At 59.9% G+C, this 21,282-nt stretch carries 13 protein-coding genes; 8 read left to right on the plus strand and 5 right to left on the minus strand.

Annotated elements, in window-relative coordinates; translation table 11 throughout:
* The first annotated feature begins 87 nt into the window (after positions 1-87).
* Positions 88-5,565 (plus strand): calcium-binding protein, encoded by a 5,478-nt coding sequence (locus BLU71_RS27215; RefSeq protein WP_156889207.1) that lies wholly within the window; start codon positions 88-90, stop codon positions 5,563-5,565.
* A gap of 166 nt (positions 5,566-5,731) precedes the next feature.
* Here the strand turns inward: BLU71_RS27215 and BLU71_RS01740 are convergent, their stop codons facing one another.
* Positions 5,732-8,626 (minus strand): ribonucleoside-diphosphate reductase subunit alpha, encoded by a 2,895-nt coding sequence (locus tag BLU71_RS01740; RefSeq protein WP_024013986.1) that lies wholly within the window; start codon positions 8,624-8,626, stop codon positions 5,732-5,734.
* A gap of 757 nt (positions 8,627-9,383) precedes the next feature.
* Here BLU71_RS01740 and BLU71_RS01745 point away from each other — a divergent pair.
* Positions 9,384-10,106 (plus strand): response regulator, encoded by a 723-nt coding sequence (locus BLU71_RS01745; protein ID WP_042607182.1) that lies wholly within the window; start codon positions 9,384-9,386, stop codon positions 10,104-10,106.
* Positions 10,103-11,713, plus strand: a complete 1,611-nt coding sequence (locus tag BLU71_RS01750; RefSeq protein WP_083352179.1) for an ATP-binding protein — start codon at positions 10,103-10,105, stop codon at positions 11,711-11,713. The genes BLU71_RS01745 and BLU71_RS01750 overlap by 4 nt, the downstream gene beginning before the upstream one ends.
* 117 nt (positions 11,714-11,830) lie before the next feature.
* Here the strand turns inward: BLU71_RS01750 and BLU71_RS01755 are convergent, their stop codons facing one another.
* A complete protein-coding gene (locus BLU71_RS01755; RefSeq protein ID WP_065616788.1) occupies positions 11,831-12,556 on the minus strand; it encodes a 4'-phosphopantetheinyl transferase family protein in 726 nt (241 codons plus the stop codon).
* 192 nt (positions 12,557-12,748) lie between these two features.
* Entirely contained in the window at positions 12,749-13,540 is a 792-nt protein-coding gene (locus tag BLU71_RS01760; protein WP_083352180.1) for a dienelactone hydrolase family protein, read from the minus strand.
* Positions 13,541-13,683: 143 nt separating this feature from the next.
* Here BLU71_RS01760 and BLU71_RS01765 point away from each other — a divergent pair, with 143 nt between their 5' ends.
* The 3 genes from BLU71_RS01765 (at position 13,684) to BLU71_RS01775 (ending at position 16,457) form a co-directional block, all read left to right on the plus strand.
* A complete protein-coding gene (locus BLU71_RS01765) occupies positions 13,684-14,289 on the plus strand; it encodes a membrane protein (protein ID WP_039757849.1) in 606 nt (201 codons plus the stop codon).
* 147 nt (positions 14,290-14,436) lie between these two features.
* Complete coding sequence (locus BLU71_RS01770; RefSeq protein WP_016773623.1) at positions 14,437-15,114, plus strand: response regulator transcription factor; 678 nt, start codon at positions 14,437-14,439, stop codon at positions 15,112-15,114.
* Positions 15,111-16,457 (plus strand): ATP-binding protein, encoded by a 1,347-nt coding sequence (locus BLU71_RS01775; protein WP_065616790.1) that lies wholly within the window; start codon positions 15,111-15,113, stop codon positions 16,455-16,457. Before BLU71_RS01770 ends, BLU71_RS01775 begins: the two co-directional genes overlap by 4 nt.
* Before the next feature lie 198 nt (positions 16,458-16,655).
* On the opposite strand, the gene BLU71_RS01780 is transcribed toward BLU71_RS01775, so the two are convergent.
* The gene (locus BLU71_RS01780) at positions 16,656-17,654 is read right to left on the minus strand and encodes an AraC family transcriptional regulator (protein ID WP_083352181.1); all 999 of its coding nucleotides are present in this window, start codon (positions 17,652-17,654) and stop codon (positions 16,656-16,658) included.
* A 346-nt stretch (positions 17,655-18,000) separates the two neighbouring features.
* On the opposite strand from BLU71_RS01780, the gene BLU71_RS01785 reads away from it, so the two are divergent.
* The gene (locus BLU71_RS01785; RefSeq protein WP_042607176.1) at positions 18,001-19,335 is read left to right on the plus strand and encodes a dicarboxylate/amino acid:cation symporter; all 1,335 of its coding nucleotides are present in this window, start codon (positions 18,001-18,003) and stop codon (positions 19,333-19,335) included.
* Positions 19,336-19,480: 145 nt separating this feature from the next.
* The gene (locus BLU71_RS01790; RefSeq protein WP_083352182.1) at positions 19,481-20,662 is read left to right on the plus strand and encodes a CaiB/BaiF CoA transferase family protein; all 1,182 of its coding nucleotides are present in this window, start codon (positions 19,481-19,483) and stop codon (positions 20,660-20,662) included.
* 111 nt (positions 20,663-20,773) lie between these two features.
* Here BLU71_RS01790 and BLU71_RS01795 read toward each other — a convergent pair whose 3' ends face one another.
* A complete protein-coding gene (locus BLU71_RS01795; RefSeq protein ID WP_064364837.1) occupies positions 20,774-21,268 on the minus strand; it encodes a SprT family zinc-dependent metalloprotease in 495 nt (164 codons plus the stop codon).
* Positions 21,269-21,282 lie beyond the last annotated feature (14 nt).

Genomic DNA, 21,282 nt, shown 5'->3' on the forward strand with positions numbered 1-21,282 from the left:
ACCACGCTCAAAAGTACTCGGCCTTATCGAGGCGATTCTGAAGTATTGCGCTGACTATCGATTCATCAAAAAGGCAAGGAAGAGACAATGGCAGTTATAAACGGAACGTCGGGTACGGACACACTGGTAGGCACGTCAAGTGCGGATGAGTTGTATGGGGTTGCAGGAAATGACTCGCTGAGTGGCGGCGATGGCAATGACTTGCTGGATGGCGGAGCAGGTGCTGATGTCTTGAATGGCGGGAACGGTATCGATACCGCGTCTTATGCCAGCTCGACGGCAGGAGTAACCGTCAATCTGACCGCTGGAACAGGTGTTGGCGGAGATGCTCAGGGCGATACCTTGACGTCTATTGAGGCCGTGATTGGTTCTGCATTTAATGACATTCTCACCGCCCAAGCATCCGGCAACACTTTAAGCGGTGGCGCTGGTAACGACATCTACTACGTCAACGGCACTTCGGTAAACGTCGTTGAAGCGGTGGGCGGCGGTGATGACGAAGTACGGACCATCCTGCTCAATCACACCCTGGCAACCAACGTCGAACGCCTGACCTACGTCGGTACCGGCAACTTTGTCGGTTACGGCAACGCGTCGGACAACGTCATTACCGGCGGGATCGGTAACGACATTCTGATGGGCGGCGCAGGTGCTGACCAGTTCATCGGCGGTGCAGGCACTGATACCGTGAGTTATACCGACAGCCCTGCGGGTGTAACGATCAACACCAAAACCGGAGTGAACTCCGGGATTGCTGCCGGTGATACCTACGTCGGCATCGAGATGCTGGCGGGCTCCGGCAGCAACGACACCTTTATCAGTGGCGCAACTGCCGATCAGTTTGATGGTTCGGGCGGTACTGACACCATTGACTATTCTGGGTCTTCCAGCGGTGTGACAGTAAGTCTGGTCGGAGGTGTTCTGGGTGTCGGTGGTGATGCCCAGGGTGACAAGCTGTGGAACTTCGAAACCGTCATCGGCTCGTCTTTCAGTGACGTGTTGACCGGGCAAACCACGGGCAACGTCCTGAACGGCGGCGCCGGCGATGACATCTACTACGTCAACGGCACTTCGGTGAACGTGGTTGAAGCGGTCGGCGGCGGTGATGATGAAGTGCGTACTGTTTTGCTGAATCACACCTTGGCAGCCAACGTTGAACGTCTTACTTACGTCGGCACCGGTAATTTTACCGGTTACGGCAATGCCTCAGACAACATCATCACGGGCGGGGCCGGTGCCGATACGCTGTCGGGCGGAGCAGGTGCTGACCAGTTCATCGGTGGCGCCGGTAACGATATCGTGAGTTATGGCGACAGCCCTTCGGGTGTGACGATCAACACCAAAACCGGGGTGAACTCCGGGATTGCTGCCGGTGATACCTACGTCGGCATCGAGATGCTGGCGGGCTCCGGCAGCAACGACACCTTTATCAGTGGTGCAACTGCCGATCAGTTTGATGGTTCGGGCGGTACTGACACCATTGACTATTCTGGGTCTTCCAGCGGTGTGACAGTAAGTCTGGTCGGAGGTGTTCTGGGTGTCGGTGGTGATGCCCAGGGTGACAAGCTGTGGAACTTCGAAACCGTCATCGGCTCGTCTTTCAATGACGTGTTGACCGGGCAAACCACGGGCAACGTCCTGAACGGCGGCGCCGGCGATGACATCTACTACGTCAACGGCACTTCGGTAAACGTCGTTGAAGCGGTGGGCGGCGGTGATGACGAAGTACGGACCATCCTGCTCAATCACACCCTGGCAACCAACGTCGAACGCCTGACCTACGTCGGTACCGGCAACTTTGTCGGTTACGGCAACGCGTCGGACAACGTCATTACCGGCGGGATCGGTAACGACATTCTGATGGGCGGCGCAGGTGCTGACCAGTTCATCGGCGGTGCAGGCACTGATACCGTGAGTTATACCGACAGCCCTGCGGGTGTAACGATCAACACCAAAACCGGAGTGAACTCCGGGATTGCTGCCGGTGATACCTACGTCGGCATCGAGATGCTGGCGGGCTCCGGCAGCAACGACACCTTTATCAGTGGCGCAACTGCCGATCAGTTTGATGGTTCGGGCGGTACTGACACCATTGACTATTCTGGGTCTTCCAGCGGTGTGACAGTAAGTCTGGTCGGAGGTGTTCTGGGTGTCGGTGGTGATGCCCAGGGTGACAAGCTGTGGAACTTCGAAACCGTCATCGGCTCGTCTTTCAGTGACGTGTTGACCGGGCAAACCACGGGCAACGTCCTGAACGGCGGCGCCGGCGATGACATCTACTACGTCAACGGCACTTCGGTGAACGTGGTTGAAGCAGTTAGCGGCGGTGATGATGAAGTACGCACTGTTTTGCTCAATCACACCTTGGCAGCCAACGTTGAACGTCTTACTTACGTCGGCACCGGTAATTTTACCGGTTACGGCAATGCCTCAGACAACATCATCACGGGCGGGGCCGGTGCCGATACGCTGTCGGGCGGAGCAGGTGCTGACCAGTTCATCGGTGGCGCCGGTAACGATATCGTGAGTTATGGCGACAGCCCTTCGGGTGTGACGATCAACACCAAAACCGGGGTGAACTCCGGGATCGCTTTCGGTGATACATACGTCGGTATCGAGTTCCTGCAAGGTTCTGGCAGCAATGACACCTTTATCAGCGGCGAAGCTGCGGATCAGTTTTTCGGTTCGGGCGGCACGGACACCATTGACTACTCCGGTTCGTCCAGCGGTGTGACGGTGAGTCTGGTCGGCGGTGTTGCAGGCGTGGGTGGCGATGCCCAGGGCGACAAGCTGTGGGAATTTGAAACGGTCATCGGCTCGTCTTTCAATGACGTCCTGACCGGGCAAACCACGGGCAATGTCCTGAACGGCGGCGCCGGCGATGACATCTACTACGTCAACGGCACTTCGGTGAACGTGGTTGAAGCAGTTAGCGGCGGTGATGATGAAGTACGCACTGTTTTGCTCAATCACACCCTGGCAGCCAACGTTGAACGTCTTACTTACGTCGGCACCGGTAATTTTACCGGTTACGGCAATGCCTCAGACAACATCATCACGGGCGGGGCCGGTGCCGATACGCTGTCGGGCGGAGCAGGTGCTGACCAGTTCATCGGTGGCGCCGGTAACGATATCGTGAGTTATGGCGACAGCCCTTCGGGTGTGACGATCAACACCAAAACCGGGGTGAACTCCGGGATCGCTTTCGGTGATACATACGTCGGTATCGAGTTCCTGCAAGGTTCTGGCAGCAATGACACCTTTATCAGCGGCGAAGCTGCGGATCAGTTTTTCGGTTCGGGCGGCACGGACACCATTGACTACTCCGGTTCGTCCAGCGGTGTGACGGTGAGTCTGGTCGGCGGTGTTGCAGGCGTGGGTGGCGATGCCCAGGGCGACAAGCTGTGGGAATTTGAAACGGTCATCGGCTCGTCTTTCAATGACGTCCTGACCGGGCAAACCACGGGCAATGTCCTGAACGGCGGCGCCGGCGATGACATCTACTACGTCAACGGCACTTCGGTGAACGTGGTTGAAGCGGTCGGCGGCGGTGATGATGAAGTGCGTACTGTTTTGCTGAATCACACCTTGGCAGCCAACGTTGAACGTCTTACTTACGTCGGCACCGGTAACTTCGTCGGTTACGGCAATGCCTCAGACAACATCATCACGGGCGGGGCCGGTGCCGATACGCTGTCGGGCGGAGCAGGTGCTGACCAGTTCATCGGTGGCGCCGGTAACGATATCGTGAGTTATGGCGACAGCCCTTCGGGTGTGACGATCAACACCAAAACCGGGGTGAACTCCGGGATCGCTTTCGGTGATACATACGTCGGTATCGAGTTCCTGCAAGGTTCTGGCAGCAATGACACCTTTATCAGCGGCGAAGCTGCGGATCAGTTTTTCGGTTCGGGCGGCACGGACACCATTGACTACTCCGGTTCGTCCAGCGGTGTGACGGTGAGTCTGGTCGGCGGTGTTGCAGGCGTGGGTGGCGATGCCCAGGGCGACAAGCTGTGGGAATTTGAAACGGTCATCGGCTCGTCTTTCAATGACGTCCTGACCGGGCAAACCACGGGCAATGTCCTGAACGGCGGCGCCGGCGATGACATCTACTACGTCAACGGCACTTCGGTGAACGTGGTTGAAGCAGTTAGCGGCGGTGATGATGAAGTACGCACTGTTTTGCTCAATCACACCCTGGCAGCCAACGTTGAACGTCTTACTTACGTCGGCACCGGTAATTTTACCGGTTACGGCAATGCCTCAGACAACATCATCACGGGCGGGGCCGGTGCCGATACGCTGTCGGGCGGAGCAGGTGCTGACCAATTCTTCGGTGGCGATGGTTTTGACACGGTCAGCTACGTTGACAGCCTCACGGGCGTGACAATCAACTCCAAAACCGGAGTCAGCACGGGTATCGCTGCCGCCGATTCCTACAACAGTATTGAACAGATCCGGGGCTCCAATTACGGCGATATCTTTGTCGGTAGTGCCGGCGTGGATCGTTTTGATGGTGGCAATGGCAACGACATTCTCAGCTTTGCTGGTGAGGATTCGGGCGTTACGCTGGATCTGAGTGCTGCGGTGCTTACCGGTATTGCGGCGGGGGATATCTATGCGTCGATCGAGGCATTCCAAGGTTCCGCCTATGCCGATACCTTCACTGGCTCCGCCGCCGTGAGAGAGACCTTTATTGGCGGCGCTGGTGCGGATAGTTTGATTGGTGTTGGGCGTGGAGACTCTGCCTGGTACGTCAATAGCTCCGATGCGGTACAGGTCAATCTGCTGACAGGTTTCGGCACTGGCGGTGATGCCCAAGGGGACGCACTCATAAATATCGATAACCTTGTGGGCTCAGCCTTCAGTGACACCTTGACCGGTAATGCCTACGCCAACATGTTAGAGGGCGGTGACGGTAACGACGTCCTGTATGGCGGTGATGGCAATGACACTCTCTATGGTCATAGCTTCACGGATATTGGCGCCCTGACTGTACCTTTCTCGACGGATAATCAGGCTGATACCATCTATGGTGGTAACGGCGATGATTACATCATTGGGTATGTGCGTGATGTCGGTTCAGTTTTCTATGGCGAAGCCGGCAATGACAACATTACGGTCATTTCGGGTATCGCCGACGGGGGCGATGGCAATGACACGTTAATGGGCTTGGGTCATGGCTATGAGCTGCGCGGTGGTGCCGGTGCCGACAAGCTGTATCTGAGCGCTTCCGGTGACGGTTATGGTGGAGAGGGCAGCGATGCGTATTTTGTATCTTCCAAAACCATGGTCGCGATTTTCGATGACGGCACCACAGGGATCGATCTGGTCACTCTCAGAAACATCCAGAGTGTCAGCGATGTCCGGATCATGCAAAACGATCAGGGCGCCTACATCTTCAACGCCGCCGACCTGCAAAGCGGCAATCTGGACTCTGGCGTGTTCCTGAAAGACTGGTACAAGGGAGCCAACACCATTGAAACCTTCTACACCAACAACGGCGATTCCTTCACTATTCCGGTAGTGGGGCAGGCAATGACCGAGTCCGTGATGGGCTGACGAAGGTTGCAATGTTGAAACGGCGAGTCCCGTAATAGGGCCTCGCCGTTTTTTATGCCTGTGGTTTTTTCCATGCAAAAGAAACCCCCGACAAACAAGAAGTCTGTCGGGGGTTTCTTTTGCCTGAAGATCCCAGGCGTCTCGCAACGCCTGGGATCAGCTCAGCTTATTGGCAAGCTTCGCAATCCGGCTCGTCAATCGCGCAAGCCTTTGGCACTGGCGCCGGACCTGCCGGAGCGGCCAGGACCGAATCGTCGCCATGGTTGCCGCCGCTGGAAACAGCGTTCAGCTTGCCGGTGTTGATGGTCGACTTCTCGGTGCTGGTCGCGGCCAGGGCACGGAGGTAGTAAGTGGTTTTCAGACCACGGTACCAGGCCATGCGGTAGGTCACGTCGAGCTTTTTGCCCGATGCGCCGGCGATATACAGGTTCAGCGACTGGGCCTGGTCGATCCACTTCTGACGACGGCTGGCGGCGTCAACGATCCACTTGGTGTCCACTTCGAACGCGGTCGCGTAGAGCTCTTTGAGTTCTTGCGGGATGCGCTCGATCTGCTGCACCGAACCGTCGTAGTACTTCAGGTCGTTGATCATCACCGAGTCCCATAGACCGCGAGCTTTCAGGTCGCGAACCAGGTACGGGTTGATCACGGTGAATTCGCCCGACAGGTTCGATTTCACGTAGAGGTTCTGGTAGGTCGGCTCGATCGACTGCGAGACGCCAGTGATGTTGGCGATGGTCGCGGTCGGGGCGATGGCCATGATGTTCGAGTTACGGATACCTTTCTGTACACGGGCGCGAACCGGTGCCCAGTCCAGGGTTTCCTTCAGGTCGACGTCGATGTACTTCTCGCCGCGCTGCTCGATCAGGATCTGTTGCGAATCCAGCGGCAGGATGCCCTTGGACCACAGCGAACCGTTGAACGTCTCGTAGGCGCCGCGCTCGTCGGCCAGGTCGCAGGAGGCCTGGATCGCATAGTAGCTGACCGCTTCCATCGACTTGTCGGCGAACTCGACGGCAGCGTCGGAGCCGTAGGCGATGTGCTGCAGGTACAGAGCGTCCTGGAAGCCCATGATGCCCAGACCGACCGGACGGTGGCGGAAGTTGGAGTTCTTCGCTTGCGGCACCGAGTAGTAGTTGATGTCGATCACGTTATCGAGCATGCGCACGGCGGTGTTCACGGTGCGTTGCAGCTTGGCGGTATCGAGCTTGCCGTCGACGATGTGGTTCGGCAGGTTGATCGAGCCCAGGTTGCAAACGGCGATCTCGTCCTTGTTGGTGTTCAAGGTGATCTCGGTGCACAGGTTCGAACTGTGGACCACGCCGACGTGCTGCTGCGGGCTGCGCAGGTTGCACGGGTCCTTGAACGTCAGCCATGGGTGGCCGGTTTCGAACAGCATGGACAGCATCTTGCGCCACAGGTCTTTGGCCTGGATGGTCTTGAACAGCTTGACCTTGCCCGGGTACTCGGTCAGCGCTTCGTAGTACTCGTAGCGCTCTTCGAAGGCTTTACCGGTCAGGTCGTGCAGGTCCGGTACTTCGGATGGCGAGAACAGGGTCCACTTGCCGTCATCGAAGACACGCTTCATGAACAGGTCAGGGATCCAGTTGGCGGTGTTCATGTCGTGGGTACGACGACGATCATCACCGGTGTTCTTGCGCAGCTCGATGAACTCTTCGATGTCCATGTGCCAGGTTTCCAGGTAGGCACACACAGCGCCTTTGCGCTTGCCACCCTGGTTCACGGCCACAGCGGTGTCGTTCACCACTTTGAGGAACGGCACCACGCCTTGCGACTTGCCGTTGGTGCCCTTGATGTACGAACCCAGTGCACGCACTGGCGTCCAGTCGTTGCCCAGGCCGCCGGCAAACTTCGACAGCATGGCATTGTCGTGGATCGCGTGATAGATGCCCGACAGGTCATCCGGCACGGTGGTCAGGTAGCAGCTCGACAGCTGTGGACGCAGGGTACCGGCGTTGAACAGGGTCGGGGTCGAAGCCATGTAGTCGAACGAGGACAGCAGGTTGTAGAACTCGATCGCACGGTCTTCTTTCTGCTTCTCTTCGATCGCAAGACCCATGGCCACGCGCATGAAGAAGATCTGCGGCAGTTCGAAACGCACGCCATCCTTGTGGATGAAGTAACGGTCGTACAGGGTCTGCAGGCCGAGGTAAGTGAATTGCTGATCGCGTTCGTGGTTGATCGCCTTGCCCAGTTTTTCCAGGTCGAAGGTGGCCAGCACAGGGTTCAGCAGTTCGAATTCGATACCTTTGGCGATGTAGGCCGGCAGTGCCTTGGCGTACAGGTCGGCCATTTCGTGATGGGTGGCGCTTTCGGCGACTTCGAGGAAGTTCAGGCCTTCGGCACGCAGGGTGTCCATCAGCAGGCGGGCGGTGACGAACGAGTAGTTCGGCTCGCGCTCGACCAGGGTACGGGCGGTCATTACCAGGGCGGTGTTGACGTCGGTCAGGGCCACGCCGTCGTACAGGTTCTTCAGGGTTTCGCGCTGGATCAGGTCGCCGTCGACTTCTTCCAGACCTTCGCAGGCCTCGGTGACGATGGTGTTCAGGCGGCCCATGTCCAGCGGCGCGAGGCTGCCGTCGGCGCGGGTGATGCGGATCGACGGGTGTGCATTGACGGCTGCTTCGGCCGGGGCGTGGGCAGCGCGCTCTTTCGAACGGCCGTCACGGTAGATCACGTAGTCACGCGCGACTTTCTGCTCGCCGGCGCGCATCAGGGCCAGTTCGACCTGGTCCTGGATTTCTTCGATGTGGATGGTGCCACCCGATGGCATGCGACGCTTGAAAGTCGCGGTGACCTGCTCGGTCAGGCGTGCAACGGTATCGTGGATTCGCGACGAAGCGGCAGCGGTGCCGCCCTCAACTGCGAGAAACGCTTTGGTGATAGCGACGGTGATCTTGTCATCGGTGTAAGGAACGACAGTGCCATTACGCTTGATCACGCGCAGCTGGCCAGGCGCGGTGGCTGCCAGATCCGAAGTCGAATCGGCGGCCTGCGGCAAGGTGCCCTGCGGGTTCTCGCGAGTTGTGTCGGTTTGCATGGGGGGTGGTCTCCACATTCTCTATGTTTGTTTGGCACCGTCATGGTGCTCACCGTTCTGTACCGAAGCACTGCAACCGACGGGCGTCGGCATTACAAACTTCGGAACAGTAGGAAAAAGGCTGCAACGCCGCATCCTTGCCGAAGTTTTGGTCGTGAGCCGAAGCTCGCTACCGGATTCCTTCGCGGGTGACAGTCATGACTGCAACACCCATACCGTTTTGTCCGTTTCGGACCAAATAAAACGGTGCCATCCGCCAGTGCGGTTCGGACTTGAAAAAACTCGTTCGTTCTACCGGAAACTGGCCATAAAGCACTTGAGTTTCAGGTCTGAAATGTGGTTGGGCGATTTTGACGAAAACCCCATATGTAGGGTCTGCGTTTTCGCGGTGCTACAAGATAATGCGTTTCAGGGGAGGATTGCAACGTACTACCTGTGGATAAGCCTGTGCGTAATTTGTGTAAGAAACAGGGAAAACGCGTGTAGGCCGCGAACCTGCTGAGCCAGACCGTTTGTCACTGTTTTTTTGCCTGGAAAAACGCTTCAGCGGTTTTTTAAGGGCGCGAACCCTACCACAGAATTCCGCCTTGTCCGAACGCATTTACCGACTTGTTTTCCGGGTGACCGGCGTTTATACAATCGCTGGGTGCACGGGCATTTTTATCCTCCCGAAACATGACAAATGAACGGGAGGAGGGACCGCGTTCATTCAGCACAGCCTTCTCATATCAATAAAAACAGCAAGCAGAGGTCACCGGTGGAGCAACAAACCTGGCAGGTATTGATCGTCGAGGATGACCAGCGACTGGCCGAGCTGACCCGCGATTACCTGCAAGCCAATGGCCTGCGCGTGGAGATCGAAGGCAACGGTGCGCTGGCGGCGGCGCGGATCATCAAGGAGCAACCGGATCTGGTGATCCTCGACCTGATGCTGCCCGGCGAGGATGGCCTGAGCATTTGCCGAAAGGTGCGCGACCGGTACGACGGGCCGATCCTGATGCTCACCGCGCGCACCGACGACGCCGATCAGATCCACGGCCTCGACCTCGGTGCCGACGATTACGTGTGCAAACCGGTGCGCCCGCGCTTGTTGCTGGCGCGCATCCAGGCGTTGCTGCGACGCAGTGACACACCCGAGCCGGTCGCGGAAAAATCCCGTCGCCTGCAATTCGGTCCGCTGGTGGTCGACAACGCGTTGCGCGAAGCCTGGTTGAGCGACAACGGCATCGAGTTGACCAGCGCCGAGTTCGACCTGCTCTGGCTGCTGGTCTCCAACGCCGGGCGGATTCTTTCGCGCGAAGAAATCTTCACTGCCCTGCGCGGCATCGGCTACGACGGCCAGGATCGCTCGATCGACGTGCGCATCTCGCGCATCCGCCCGAAAATCGGCGACGACCCCGACCATCCGCGCCTGATCAAGACCATCCGCAGCAAAGGCTACCTGTTCGTCCCTGAAGCCTGCGCAGACCTGGCCCTGTGAATTCGATTTTCCTGCGCATCTATGGCGGCATGTGCGCCGCGCTGATTCTGGTGGCGGTGCTTGGCGTGCTGGCGCTGAACCTGCTCAATCAGGTGCGCAGCGAGCAATACCGCGAGCGCCTGGCCCACGGCACGTTCTCGCTGATGGCCGATAACCTGCAACCGATGAACCAGACCGAGCGCCATCGCGCGCTGCTGGTGTGGGAGCGGCTGCTCGGTATTCCGCTGACGCTGAAGAAATTCGCCGAAACCGACCTCGATCTGGCCCAGCGCACCCGCGTGCTGCGCGGTCAGGCGCTGGTCGAGCAGACCGGGCCGCACGCGGCCAAGGTCTATCGGCTGATCAGTGAAAAAGAGCAGCTTGTACTGGTAGGAGAGGTGCAGCAGATCAGCGAGCAACTGGCTCGGGCGACTATTTACCTGCTCGCCGATGAACTGGTGCGGGTGCCGGTCGGCGAACAGCCCAGACGTCTGGCGCAGATAAAGCAGGAAAAGGGTTTCGGCTTCGATCTGCGGCTGGTCACGGTGAATGATGCCGACATGGACGAAGACCAGAGTCGCCGCGTGGCCGAGGGCGACACGGTGATGGCGCTGGGCAAGGGCGGTGATTCGATCCGCGTGTTTGCCGGCATGGTCGGTACGCCGTGGGTGCTGGAAATCGGCCCGCTGTATCAAATGAATCCGTACCCGCCGGAATGGCTGGTGCTGATCGCCGCGCTGGGGCTGACGCTGATCGGTCTCATCGTCTATTTATTGGTGCGTCAGCTTGAGCGGCGTTTGCGTGGTCTCGAAGCGGCGGCCACGCGCATTGCCAAGGGCAGTCTGGAAACCCGCGTGCCGGCGCGTGGCGCCGACTCGGTCGGGCGTCTGGCATCGGCGTTCAATGGCATGGCTGAGCACCTGCAACAACTGCTGGCGATCCAGCGTGAACTGGTGCGCGCGGTGTCCCATGAACTGCGCACGCCAGTGGCGCGCCTGCGTTTCGGTCTGGAAATGATCGGCACGGCGACCACCCCGCAAGCGCTGGAGAAATACCGCGAAGGCATGGATCACGACATCGAGGACCTCGATAAGCTGGTCGACGAAATGCTCACCTACGCGCGACTGGAACAGGGCTCGCCAGCGCTGACTTTCCAGCGCATCGATCTGGATGCGCTGGTCAATCAGGTGATCGAGGAGCTGGCGCCGCTACGCGCCGAGGTCACGGTGCAGCGCGGTTTGTGCCTGTCATCCGCCGACAACGACGGCGCGTGGGTCGAGGCCGAGCCGCGTTATCTGCATCGGGCGCTGCAGAACCTGGTGGGCAACGCGATGCGCCATGCCCATTCACAGGTGACGGTGAGTTATCAGGTCGGCCAGTTGCGCTGTCGCATCGACGTCGAGGACGACGGACCGGGCGTGCCGGAAGTGGCGTGGGAGCGGATCTTCACGCCGTTCCTGCGCCTGGACGACAGCCGCACGCGGGCGTCGGGCGGGCATGGCCTAGGGTTGTCGATCGTGCGGCGGATCATTCACTGGCACGACGGCCGGGCGATCATTGGCAAGAGCAAGAGTCTGGGCGGGGCGTGTTTCAGTCTGAGTTGGCCGAGGAATCAGGAGCGCCGGTAGGTTGTGTGGTGGCAGGGCTGGCCTCATCGCGAGCAGGCTCACTCCTACATTTGGGATGCGTTCACCCTGTAGGAGTGAGCCTGCTCGCGATAGCGCCAGTGCCGACAATGCAAATCTTCAGGCCTGAATGCTGACCAGACTCAACAATTGCCCATCCTGCACCCCGAACTGCGCCTCCAGCTCCGAACCGTTGCGCCATTCGCTCGACAGATCCGTCAATAACCGCAGCCTGACCTGACCCGCCTCAGTCCATTCCAGCACTTCGGCGTGCTCGAAATAGAAGCGCTGCTGGACGATCGGGTACAGCGCCTTGAACAGACTCTCCTTGACCGAAAACGTCAAGGTCACCAGCAGCGCCAGTTGATCCTGCGGCCCAGCCGCCATGCGCTGCATTTCCGCCGGGGTGAGGATTTCCCCGGCCAGACGTTCGGCGCGCTCATGGCTCAGCAGGTTTTCCAGATCCATGCCCAAGCCGCGCCAGTGCCGCTTGTTGGCGACAATCGCTGCGGCGCGGCCGGTGCTGTGGGTGATCGAGCCGCAGATATGCGCTGGCCACACCGGCGCGCGGTCCTCGCCGATCGGCGGGATGACGTTCAAACCTTCGAGTTGTTGCAGCGCGGCACGGGCGCAGATTCGCCCGGCGAGAAACTCGGCCTGACGCTTGGCCACTGAACGCTGAATGCTCGGCGGCGCGATGACAGCGCTGCGCTGAAAGTCATCGCCAAGCAACTGCGCCGGGTTGAAGTGGGTACTGAGCAGCACGGTGTCGGCCAACACCGTCGGCAACGGCCAGTGGCTGTCGAGCGCGGTGCAGCAGGCGGGCAGGGCGGGGATGGTATGCATGGCGGGCATTTTGCCGGTTAGCTTCGAGGCTGAACAGTAGGCCCTGTTTTTGTGACGAGGGAGCTTGCTTCCGCTGGGGCGCGAAGCGCCCCCCCAAAAACCTGCTGATATCTGTCAGCGAGAAGGTCGCCAGCAGGTTTGGCGACGACTGCGTCGCCGAGCGGGAGCAAGCTCCCTCGCCACACAGGCGCGTTAGCCGAAAATCTTCTTGAAGAACGCCTGCATGTCCGCCCAGGATTTTTCATCCGCCGCCTTGTTGTACCCGATGTCCGGCCCACCATGCTCGCCATGACTCAAGCGGTCCGCATCCGGATTGCTGAAGCCGTGCTTGGCGCCATCCAGGCTGACGAACTGGTAGTCCGCCCCGGCCTTGTCCATCTCCGCCTTGAACGCAGTGACGTTGTCCTGCGTGACCATGCTGTCCAGCGCACCATGCTCGACCAGGATTTTCGCCTTCACGCTGCCCGGGGTCGCCGGGGTCTTGGTCGCCAGCGCGCCATGGAAACTCACCACACCGGCCAGCGGCACACCCTGACGCGCTGCATTCAGCACCACGCCGCCGCCGAAGCAGTAGCCGATGGCGGCAATCCTGTTCGGGTCGGTCTGCGTTTGCTGCTTCAGCAGCTCCAGCCCGGCGGCGAAGCGTTTACTGGCGGCATCGGCATCCTTGGTCGCTGCCTGCATGAAGGCCATGGCATCTTTCGGGTGCTCGGTGTTTTTGCCATCGCCGTACATGTCGATGGCCAGTGCGCTGTAGCCGAGTTCGGCGAGATCCCGTGCGCGGCGTTTGGCGTAATCGTTCAGCCCCCACCATTCGTGGACCACGACAACGCCGGGGCGTGGGCCTTTGATCGCGTCGTCATAGGCGTAGTAACCGATCAGTTTGCTGCCGTCGGCGCTTTGATAAGGGATTTCTTCAGTCTTGATCGCAGCCTGGGTGAAGCTGCTGACCGCCAGCAAAGCAAGGGCGAGGAACAGGCGCATGGTCGGGTCTCCTTATGGAAAGTGGTCAGAACAGCCTAGTCGATCTGGTTCAGGTCAGGTTCAGAGACGGTTCAGGGGCCGTACAGGGGCGGCTCAGTAACCTTGCGCCATACCCAAACAGCACTGTGAAAGAGGAAATACCCATGACTCGTATCAACAAACTGCTGCTGGCTTTTACCCTGTTAGGCTCCAGCATCGCGGCCAACGCCGACGACACCAGCAACTTCGCCGGCCTGACGTTCGGCCAGACCAGCGACAAGATCGACAAGTCCCACGCACTGAACAATAACCTCGGCCACCCCAACGCCACCGGAGCCATCGACGGCAACAACACCTATGGCATGCGCCTCGGTCAGCAAAACAGCCAGGGTCGCTACTACGCCACCTACGACAACGTTTCCGGCTCGCACAATGGCGTTAAACTGCGCCAGGAAAACCTGCTCGGCAGCTATGACCTGTTCTACCCGGTGGGCGGCAGCACCAAGTTGTTCGGCGGCGCCACGGCCGGTCTGACCAAACTGACTCAGGATTCGCCAGGCTTCAGCCGTGACAGCGACATCGGTTACGCCATCGGTGGCCAGGTCGGTGTCTTGCAGCAAGTTTCACAGAACACCTCGGTGGAACTCGGTTACCGTTACCTGCGCAGCAACGCCAGCACCGAAATGAAAGAGAGCGGCGGCAGCAAACAGGGCTCGCTGGACTTGACCAGCAGCGCGCAGACCTACCTGTCGGCCAACTACTATTTCTAAGCAGTTGTCGCCGATTGAATAGTGGGAGCGAGCCTGCTCGCGAAAGCGATGTTTCATTCAACATCATCGTTGACTGAATAACCGCATTCGCGAGCAGGCTCGCTCCCACAGGTTGTGTCGGAGTGTTCAAGTGATGGGGAGAAGGGCATGAAACTGTTGGTCGTCGAAGATGAGGCGCTGTTGCGTCATCACCTGCAAACCCGCCTGACGGAGAGCGGCCACGTGGTCGAGTCCGTGGCCAATGCCGAGGAGGCGCTGTACCAGACCGGCCAGTACAACTTCGATCTGGCGGTGATCGATCTCGGCCTGCCGGGCATGGGCGGCCTCGACCTGATCCGCCAGTTGCGCTCGGGCGGCAAGACCTTCCCGATCCTGATCCTCACCGCGCGCGGCAACTGGCAGGACAAAGTCGAGGGCCTTGCCGCCGGTGCCGACGATTACGTGGTCAAGCCCTTCCAGTTCGAAGAACTCGACGCACGCCTCAACGCACTGTTGCGCCGCTCCAGCGGTTTCACCCAGTCGACCATCGTTGCCGGGCCGTTGCTGCTCGACCTCAATCGCAAACAGGCCAGCCTCGATGAACAACCGCTGGCGCTGACCGCCTACGAATACCGCATCCTCGAATACCTCATGCGCCACCATCAGCAAGTGGTGCCCAAGGACCGCTTGATGGAGCAGCTCTACCCGGATGACGACGAGCGCGACCCGAATGTCATCGAAGTGCTGGTCGGCCGTCTGCGGCGCAAGCTCGAAGGCCCGGCCGGGTTCAAGCCGATCGACACCGTGCGCGGCCTCGGCTACCTGTTCAATGAGCGCTGCACTTGATCCGTTCCCTCCGCGTTCGTTTGATGCTTGCCGCCACCACGTTGGCGGTGTTGTTCATGCTCGCCTTGCTGCCGGCGATGCAGGGCGCGTTCAGCCTCGCGTTGCAGGATTCGATCGAGCAACGCCTGGCCTCCGACGTCACCACACTGATCTCCGCGGCGCGGGTGGAAAACGGTCATTTGGTGATGCCCTCGCAATTGCCGGACGAGCGCTTCAACCTCACCGATTTCCGCTTGCTCGGCTATATCTACGACCGCGACGGCAAGTTGGTGTGGCGTTCGAAAGCCACCCAGGAAGAGCAGATCAACTACAAGCCGCGTTACGACGGCCTCGGCAACGAGTTCGCGCGGATCCGTGAAGCCAGCGGTCAGGAGTTCTTCGTCTACGACGTCGAAGTCAAACTGCTCGGCGGCAAGAGCGCGGCATTCAGCATCGTTGCTCTGCAACCGGTCCGTGAGTACGAAACCACCCTGGAAGGCCTGCGCGAAAATCTCTATCTGGGCTTCGGCGCGGCATTGCTGGTACTGCTGGCATTGCTGTGGATCGGCCTGACCTGGGGCCTCAAGGCTCTGCGGCGATTGAGCCAGGAACTTGATGAAATCGAAGGCGGCACCCGCGAAAGCCTGACGGAAAAACACCCGCGCGAACTGCTGCGCCTGACCGGCTCGCTCAACCGCCTGCTGCTCAGCGAACGCCAGCAGCGCAGCCGCTACCGCGACTCCCTCGACGACCTCGCCCACAGCCTGAAAACCCCGTTGGCGGTGCTGCAAGGCGTCAGCGAAGACATGGCCCAGCGTCCCGAAGACCGCGATCAGGCCTGGGTCCTGCAAAGCCAGATCGAGCGCATGAGCCAGCAGATCAGCTACCAGCTGCAACGGGCCAGCCTGCGCAAAAGCGGCCTGGTTCGCCATCAGGTGCGCCTGCAACCTGTGCTCAAAAGCCTGTGCGATACGCTGGACAAGGTCTACCGCGACAAACATGTGCGCGTGACTTTTGATCTGCCTCAACATTGCTACGTGCCGATCGAACAGGGCGCCTTGCTGGAAATGCTCGGCAATCTGCTGGAAAACGCCTATCGCCTGTGCCTGGGCGAAGTGCGTGTCAGCGTACGCGAGTCACTGGCCGGGATCGAATTGTGTGTCGAGGACGATGGGCCAGGCGTGCCGCTCGATCAGCGGGCGCGGATTCTCGAGCGCGGCGAACGCCTGGACGCCCAGCATCCGGGGCAGGGGATCGGCCTGGCGGTGGTCAAGGACATCATCGAGAGTTACAACGCCCGTTTGGCCCTGGGCGATTCGCCGATGGGTGGGGCGGCGTTCAGGATTCATTTTCCTGCGGTGTGAATGAAGCGGCCCTCACCCTAACCCTCTCCCAGTGGGAGAGGGAACTGACCTAAGTGTCTTGAGAAGTTTATCGACCTGAGCAACTTGCAGTGGATATGGATTCACTGAATAACTGTCAGGCCGGTCCAGATCTTCAGCATCCCCCAATCAATCCCCTCTCCCTCTGGGAGAGGGTTAGGGTGAGGGGCTTTTGATCTTTCACAACTCCTGCGCCCGATAAGCCCCCGGTGTCAGCCCCGTCCATTTCTTGAACGCCCGATGAAACGCCGACGGTTCGGAAAATCCGAGCTGCTCGGCAATCTGCTGCAACGACAAATCCGCCCGGCCCAGATGATAGATGGCGATATCCCGCCGCAGTTGATCCTTCAGCTCCTGAAAACTCGTGCCTTCCTCGCGCAAGTGCCGGCGCAAGGTTTGCGGGCTGATGTGCAGATGCGCGGCGACGGCTTCCAGGTCCGGCCAGCGCGCAGCGTCACGGCTGAGCAAGCGGCGCAGGCGGCTGCTCAGGCTGTCGCCGTCGTCCGGGCGTGAGAGCAGGTCGGCAGGGGAGCGTTCGAGAAAATGTTTGAGGGTGCGTTCGTCCTGCAACAGCGGCATGGCCAGGTAGCGACTGTGAAACAGCAGGCTGCTCCGGGCGCCGTCGAAGGTCAGGGGGCAGGGGAACAGCAGGTCGTATTCGCTGCCGTGAGCGGGGCGCGGATAACTGAAGGTGGCCTGCTCAAGGCGAATCCGCTGGCCGATCAGCCAACTGCCGAAGCGGTGCCAGATCACCAGCAGGCTTTCGCTGAGAAAGTGGTCCGGGTCCCACAACTGCGCGTCATCCAGGCTCAACCGCACCCATTCGTCTTCGCGGCTCAAGCTCAGGCGCGGGGCATCAGGGAATAGGCTATAAAACAATAAACCGCGTTGCAGGGCCTTCTCCAGATTGCGGCAGTGAATCGAGGCGTGGCACATCATGGCAAAGCTGCCGGGCTTGCTCGGTGCGTTGCCGAAACCCAGGTATTCATCGTCCAGCGCCAGCCACAACCCCTGAATCAGGCGGGTGAACTGCTCCGGCGCGATGCGTGCGCGGGGCTCGTCGAGCAACTCCGGGCTGATTCCCAGTTGCTGCAACAGGTTTGAGTAATCGAAACCGCGACGGCGTGCGCCGCCAAGGGCGGCGCGGGCGAAATGGCTGGCGATGGTGCGTTCGCGCATAAGCGGCAATCCTTGTTCTGGCACCGATCGTAACGGCGGGCCTGCAACGCAACAAGGCGGATTTCCGCCAAATTGTAGGACGAGGGGCGGTGAGTTGGCGGAAATCCGCCACGCTGAAGTAGTCAACGCGGTCCGGACAGATCCTGCAATGCCTGATATCAAAAGGCTTGCTGCCAATCGCACCAATCTGGCACGACGTTTGCGATACAAGCGACAGAAGCGTGCATTTCTCCCGCTCGGGAGGATGCCGTTCCAACAACAAATCCCTCCAGTGCAGGAGGGTTCGCAATTAAGGTTCGGCGCTCGACAGATGGATGTTGCCGCTGGACGCTTGAGGAAACCTGCAATGACGACTCGTCAGCCACTGTACAAATCCCTGTATTTCCAGGTGATCGTTGCCATCGCCATCGGCATCCTGCTCGGTCACTTCTACCCGCAGACCGGCGTGGCCCTCAAGCCACTGGGTGACGGCTTCATCAAGCTGATCAAAATGGTCATCGCCCCGATCATCTTCTGTACTGTCGTCAGCGGCATCGCCGGCATGCAGAACATGAAGTCGGTAGGCAAGACCGGCGGCTACGCGCTGCTGTACTTCGAAATCGTTTCCACCATTGCCCTGCTGATCGGTCTGGTCGTGGTCAACGTTGTGCAACCGGGCGCCGGCATGCACATCGACGTCACCACCCTCGACGCCTCGAAAATCGCCACCTACGTGACGGCCAGTAAAGACCAGAGCATTGTCGGCTTCCTCCTCAATGTGATCCCGAACACCATCGTCGGCGCGTTTGCCACCGGTGACATCCTGCAAGTGCTGATGTTCTCGGTGATCTTCGGTTACGCCCTGCATCGCCTGGGTTCGTACGGTCGTCCGCTGCTGGACATGATCGATCGCTTCGCCCACGTGATGTTCAACATCATCAACATGATCATGAAACTGGCGCCACTCGGTGCGCTGGGCGCCATGGCGTTCACCATCGGTGCCTACGGGGTCGGCTCGCTGGTGCAGCTGGGTCAGCTGATGATCTGCTTCTACATCACCTGCGTGCTGTTCGTCGTGCTGGTTCTGGGTGCGATCTGCCGGGCTCACGGTTTCAGCGTGTTCAAACTGGTGCGCTACATCCGTGAAGAGCTGCTGATCGTACTGGGTACGTCCTCGTCGGAATCGGCACTGCCACGCATGCTGATCAAGATGGAGCGTCTGGGCGCGAAGAAATCGGTGGTGGGTCTGGTGATCCCGACCGGTTATTCGTTCAACCTCGACGGTACTTCGATCTACCTGACCATGGCCGCCGTGTTCATCGCCCAGGCGACCGACACGCACATGGACATCACCCACCAGATCACCCTGCTGCTGGTACTGCTGCTGTCCTCCAAAGGTGCGGCGGGTGTAACCGGTTCGGGCTTCATCGTGCTGGCCGCAACCCTGTCGGCGGTAGGTCACCTGCCGGTGGCCGGTCTGGCGCTGATCCTCGGCATCGACCGCTTCATGTCCGAAGCCCGCGCGCTGACCAACCTGGTCGGTAACGCGGTAGCGACCATCGTCGTGGCCAAGTGGGTCAAGGAGCTGGATACCGATCAACTGCAGGCCGAGCTGGCTTCCGGCGGTCGCGGTATCTCCGACGAGCGTGAAGAAGACGACCTGGGTGTGGCTGAAGGCCCAACCCCGAGCAATGTGAAGTAAGCATCGCTTGCACGGAAAAACCCGCTTCGGCGGGTTTTTTCTTGCCCGGGATTTGAGCACAACGGTCACACCTGCTGACATTTGCGGTGATTGCCGCATCGACGATGGCTGCCTAGGCTGAGTGCATCGCCCAAGGAGTTCGCCCATGTCCGCACCGCTGGCCTCACTGAAGATTCTCGATTTCTCGACCTTGCTGCCGGGGCCGTTCGCCTCGCTGCTGCTGGCGGACATGGGCGCCGAGGTGCTGCGCATCGAATCGCCGACCCGTATGGATCTGCTGCGGGTGCTGCCGCCGCATGATGGCGGGGTATCGGCCAGCCACGCCTACCTGAACCGCAACAAGCGCAGTCTGGCGCTGGATCTGAAACAGCCCGCGGCGCTGGAGATCATCAAGCAACTGCTGGGTGAGTACGACATCGTTCTCGAGCAATTCCGCCCCGGGGTGATGGAGCGCCTGGGCCTGGGCTATGAGGCGTTGAAGGCGATCAACCCGCGGCTGATTTTCGTGTCGATCAGCGGTTACGGCCAGACCGGGCCGTACAAAGAGCGTGCGGGGCATGACATCAACTATCTGGCGCTGGCCGGGCTGGCCAGTTACTCCGGCCGCGCCGACAGCGGGCCCTTGCCGCTGGGCATGCAGGTGGCGGACGTGGCCGGCGGCTCGTTGCACGGGGTGATCGGCTTGCTGGCGGCGGTGATCGCTCGCCAGCAGAGCGGGCAAGGCACGCATCTGGATGTGAGCATGACCGATTGCGCGTTCAGCCTGAATGCCATGGCAGGTGCGGGATATCTGGCCTGTGGCGCGGAGCCGGGCTGGGAAGATCAGATGCTCAACGGCGGCAGTTTCTACGATTATTACCGCACGCGGGATGGGCGCTGGATGTCAGTGGGCAGTCTCGAGCCGGCGTTCATGCAGCAACTGTGCACGGCGCTGGGCCGACCGGAACTGGCGGCGCAGGGATTGTCCCCCAGGGCAGAGCAGCAACAGGAGCTGAAAGAGGCATTGCGGATCGAATTCGAGCGACATGATTTTGCTGAACTGTGTGAGCTGTTCGCCGGAGTCGATGCCTGTGTCGAGCCGGTGTTGAATCTGGGCGAGGCGCTGCGCCATCCGCAATTGCAGGCGCGGGAGCTGGTGACCCAGGTGCCGCGCGGCGATGGCACGACGCAGGCGCAGATCGCCTGTCCGTTGAAATTCTCTGAAGCGTTACCGGCGCCAAGGCATGTCGGCGCGGGATTGGGGCAGCATACGGATCAGGTGTTGGAGGAGTTGGGGTTGAGTGCTTCGAAGATCGCTGAGCTGCGTTCCGCCAAAGTAATCCTTTAGTGCCTGTGATGGCCCTATCGCGAGCAGGCTCACTCCTACAGGTGAAACGCGTTCCAAATGTAGGAGTGAGCCTGCTCGCGATGGGGCCAGTCAAAGCAACACAGAAACCAACTATTCCACCCGCATCTCACCACTGAATACCAGGGTACTGCGGCAGCGCCGGCACAAGTACCGCCGCCCTTGCCGTACCAGGCCATGGCGCTGGGCGGTAAACGGGAAGTCACTCTCGGGGCACGGACATTTGTAGATATAGCGGGTCACGCTGCGCCGCTTGATCTCGTAGGTGTGGCAGCGGTCGGGCGGCAGTTCGTATACGCCGCGCATGATCAATTGCCACTCCTCGCCATGGGGCTGGATGCGGTCGCCGAACAGTTGATGAGCGATCAGGTGCGCGACTTCGTGGGCCACGGTCTGCTTGAGGAAGTGTTCGGTGTTTTCCCGGTACAACTGCGGGTTGAAGCGCAGCAGGTTCTCGTGCAGATGCGCGACACCGGCTTTCTGCCCGCGCAGCTTGAGACTGACGACGGGGCGTTTGAAGGAACGTTTGAAAAAGGATTCAGCGAGTTGGTAACAATCTTCGACGCGGGTATTGAGTTGCTCGGGCATGCTTGATGGATCTC

It is taken from the genome of Pseudomonas moraviensis (assembly GCF_900105805.1).
GTDB classification, from domain to species: Bacteria; Pseudomonadota; Gammaproteobacteria; order Pseudomonadales; family Pseudomonadaceae; genus Aquipseudomonas; species Aquipseudomonas moraviensis_A.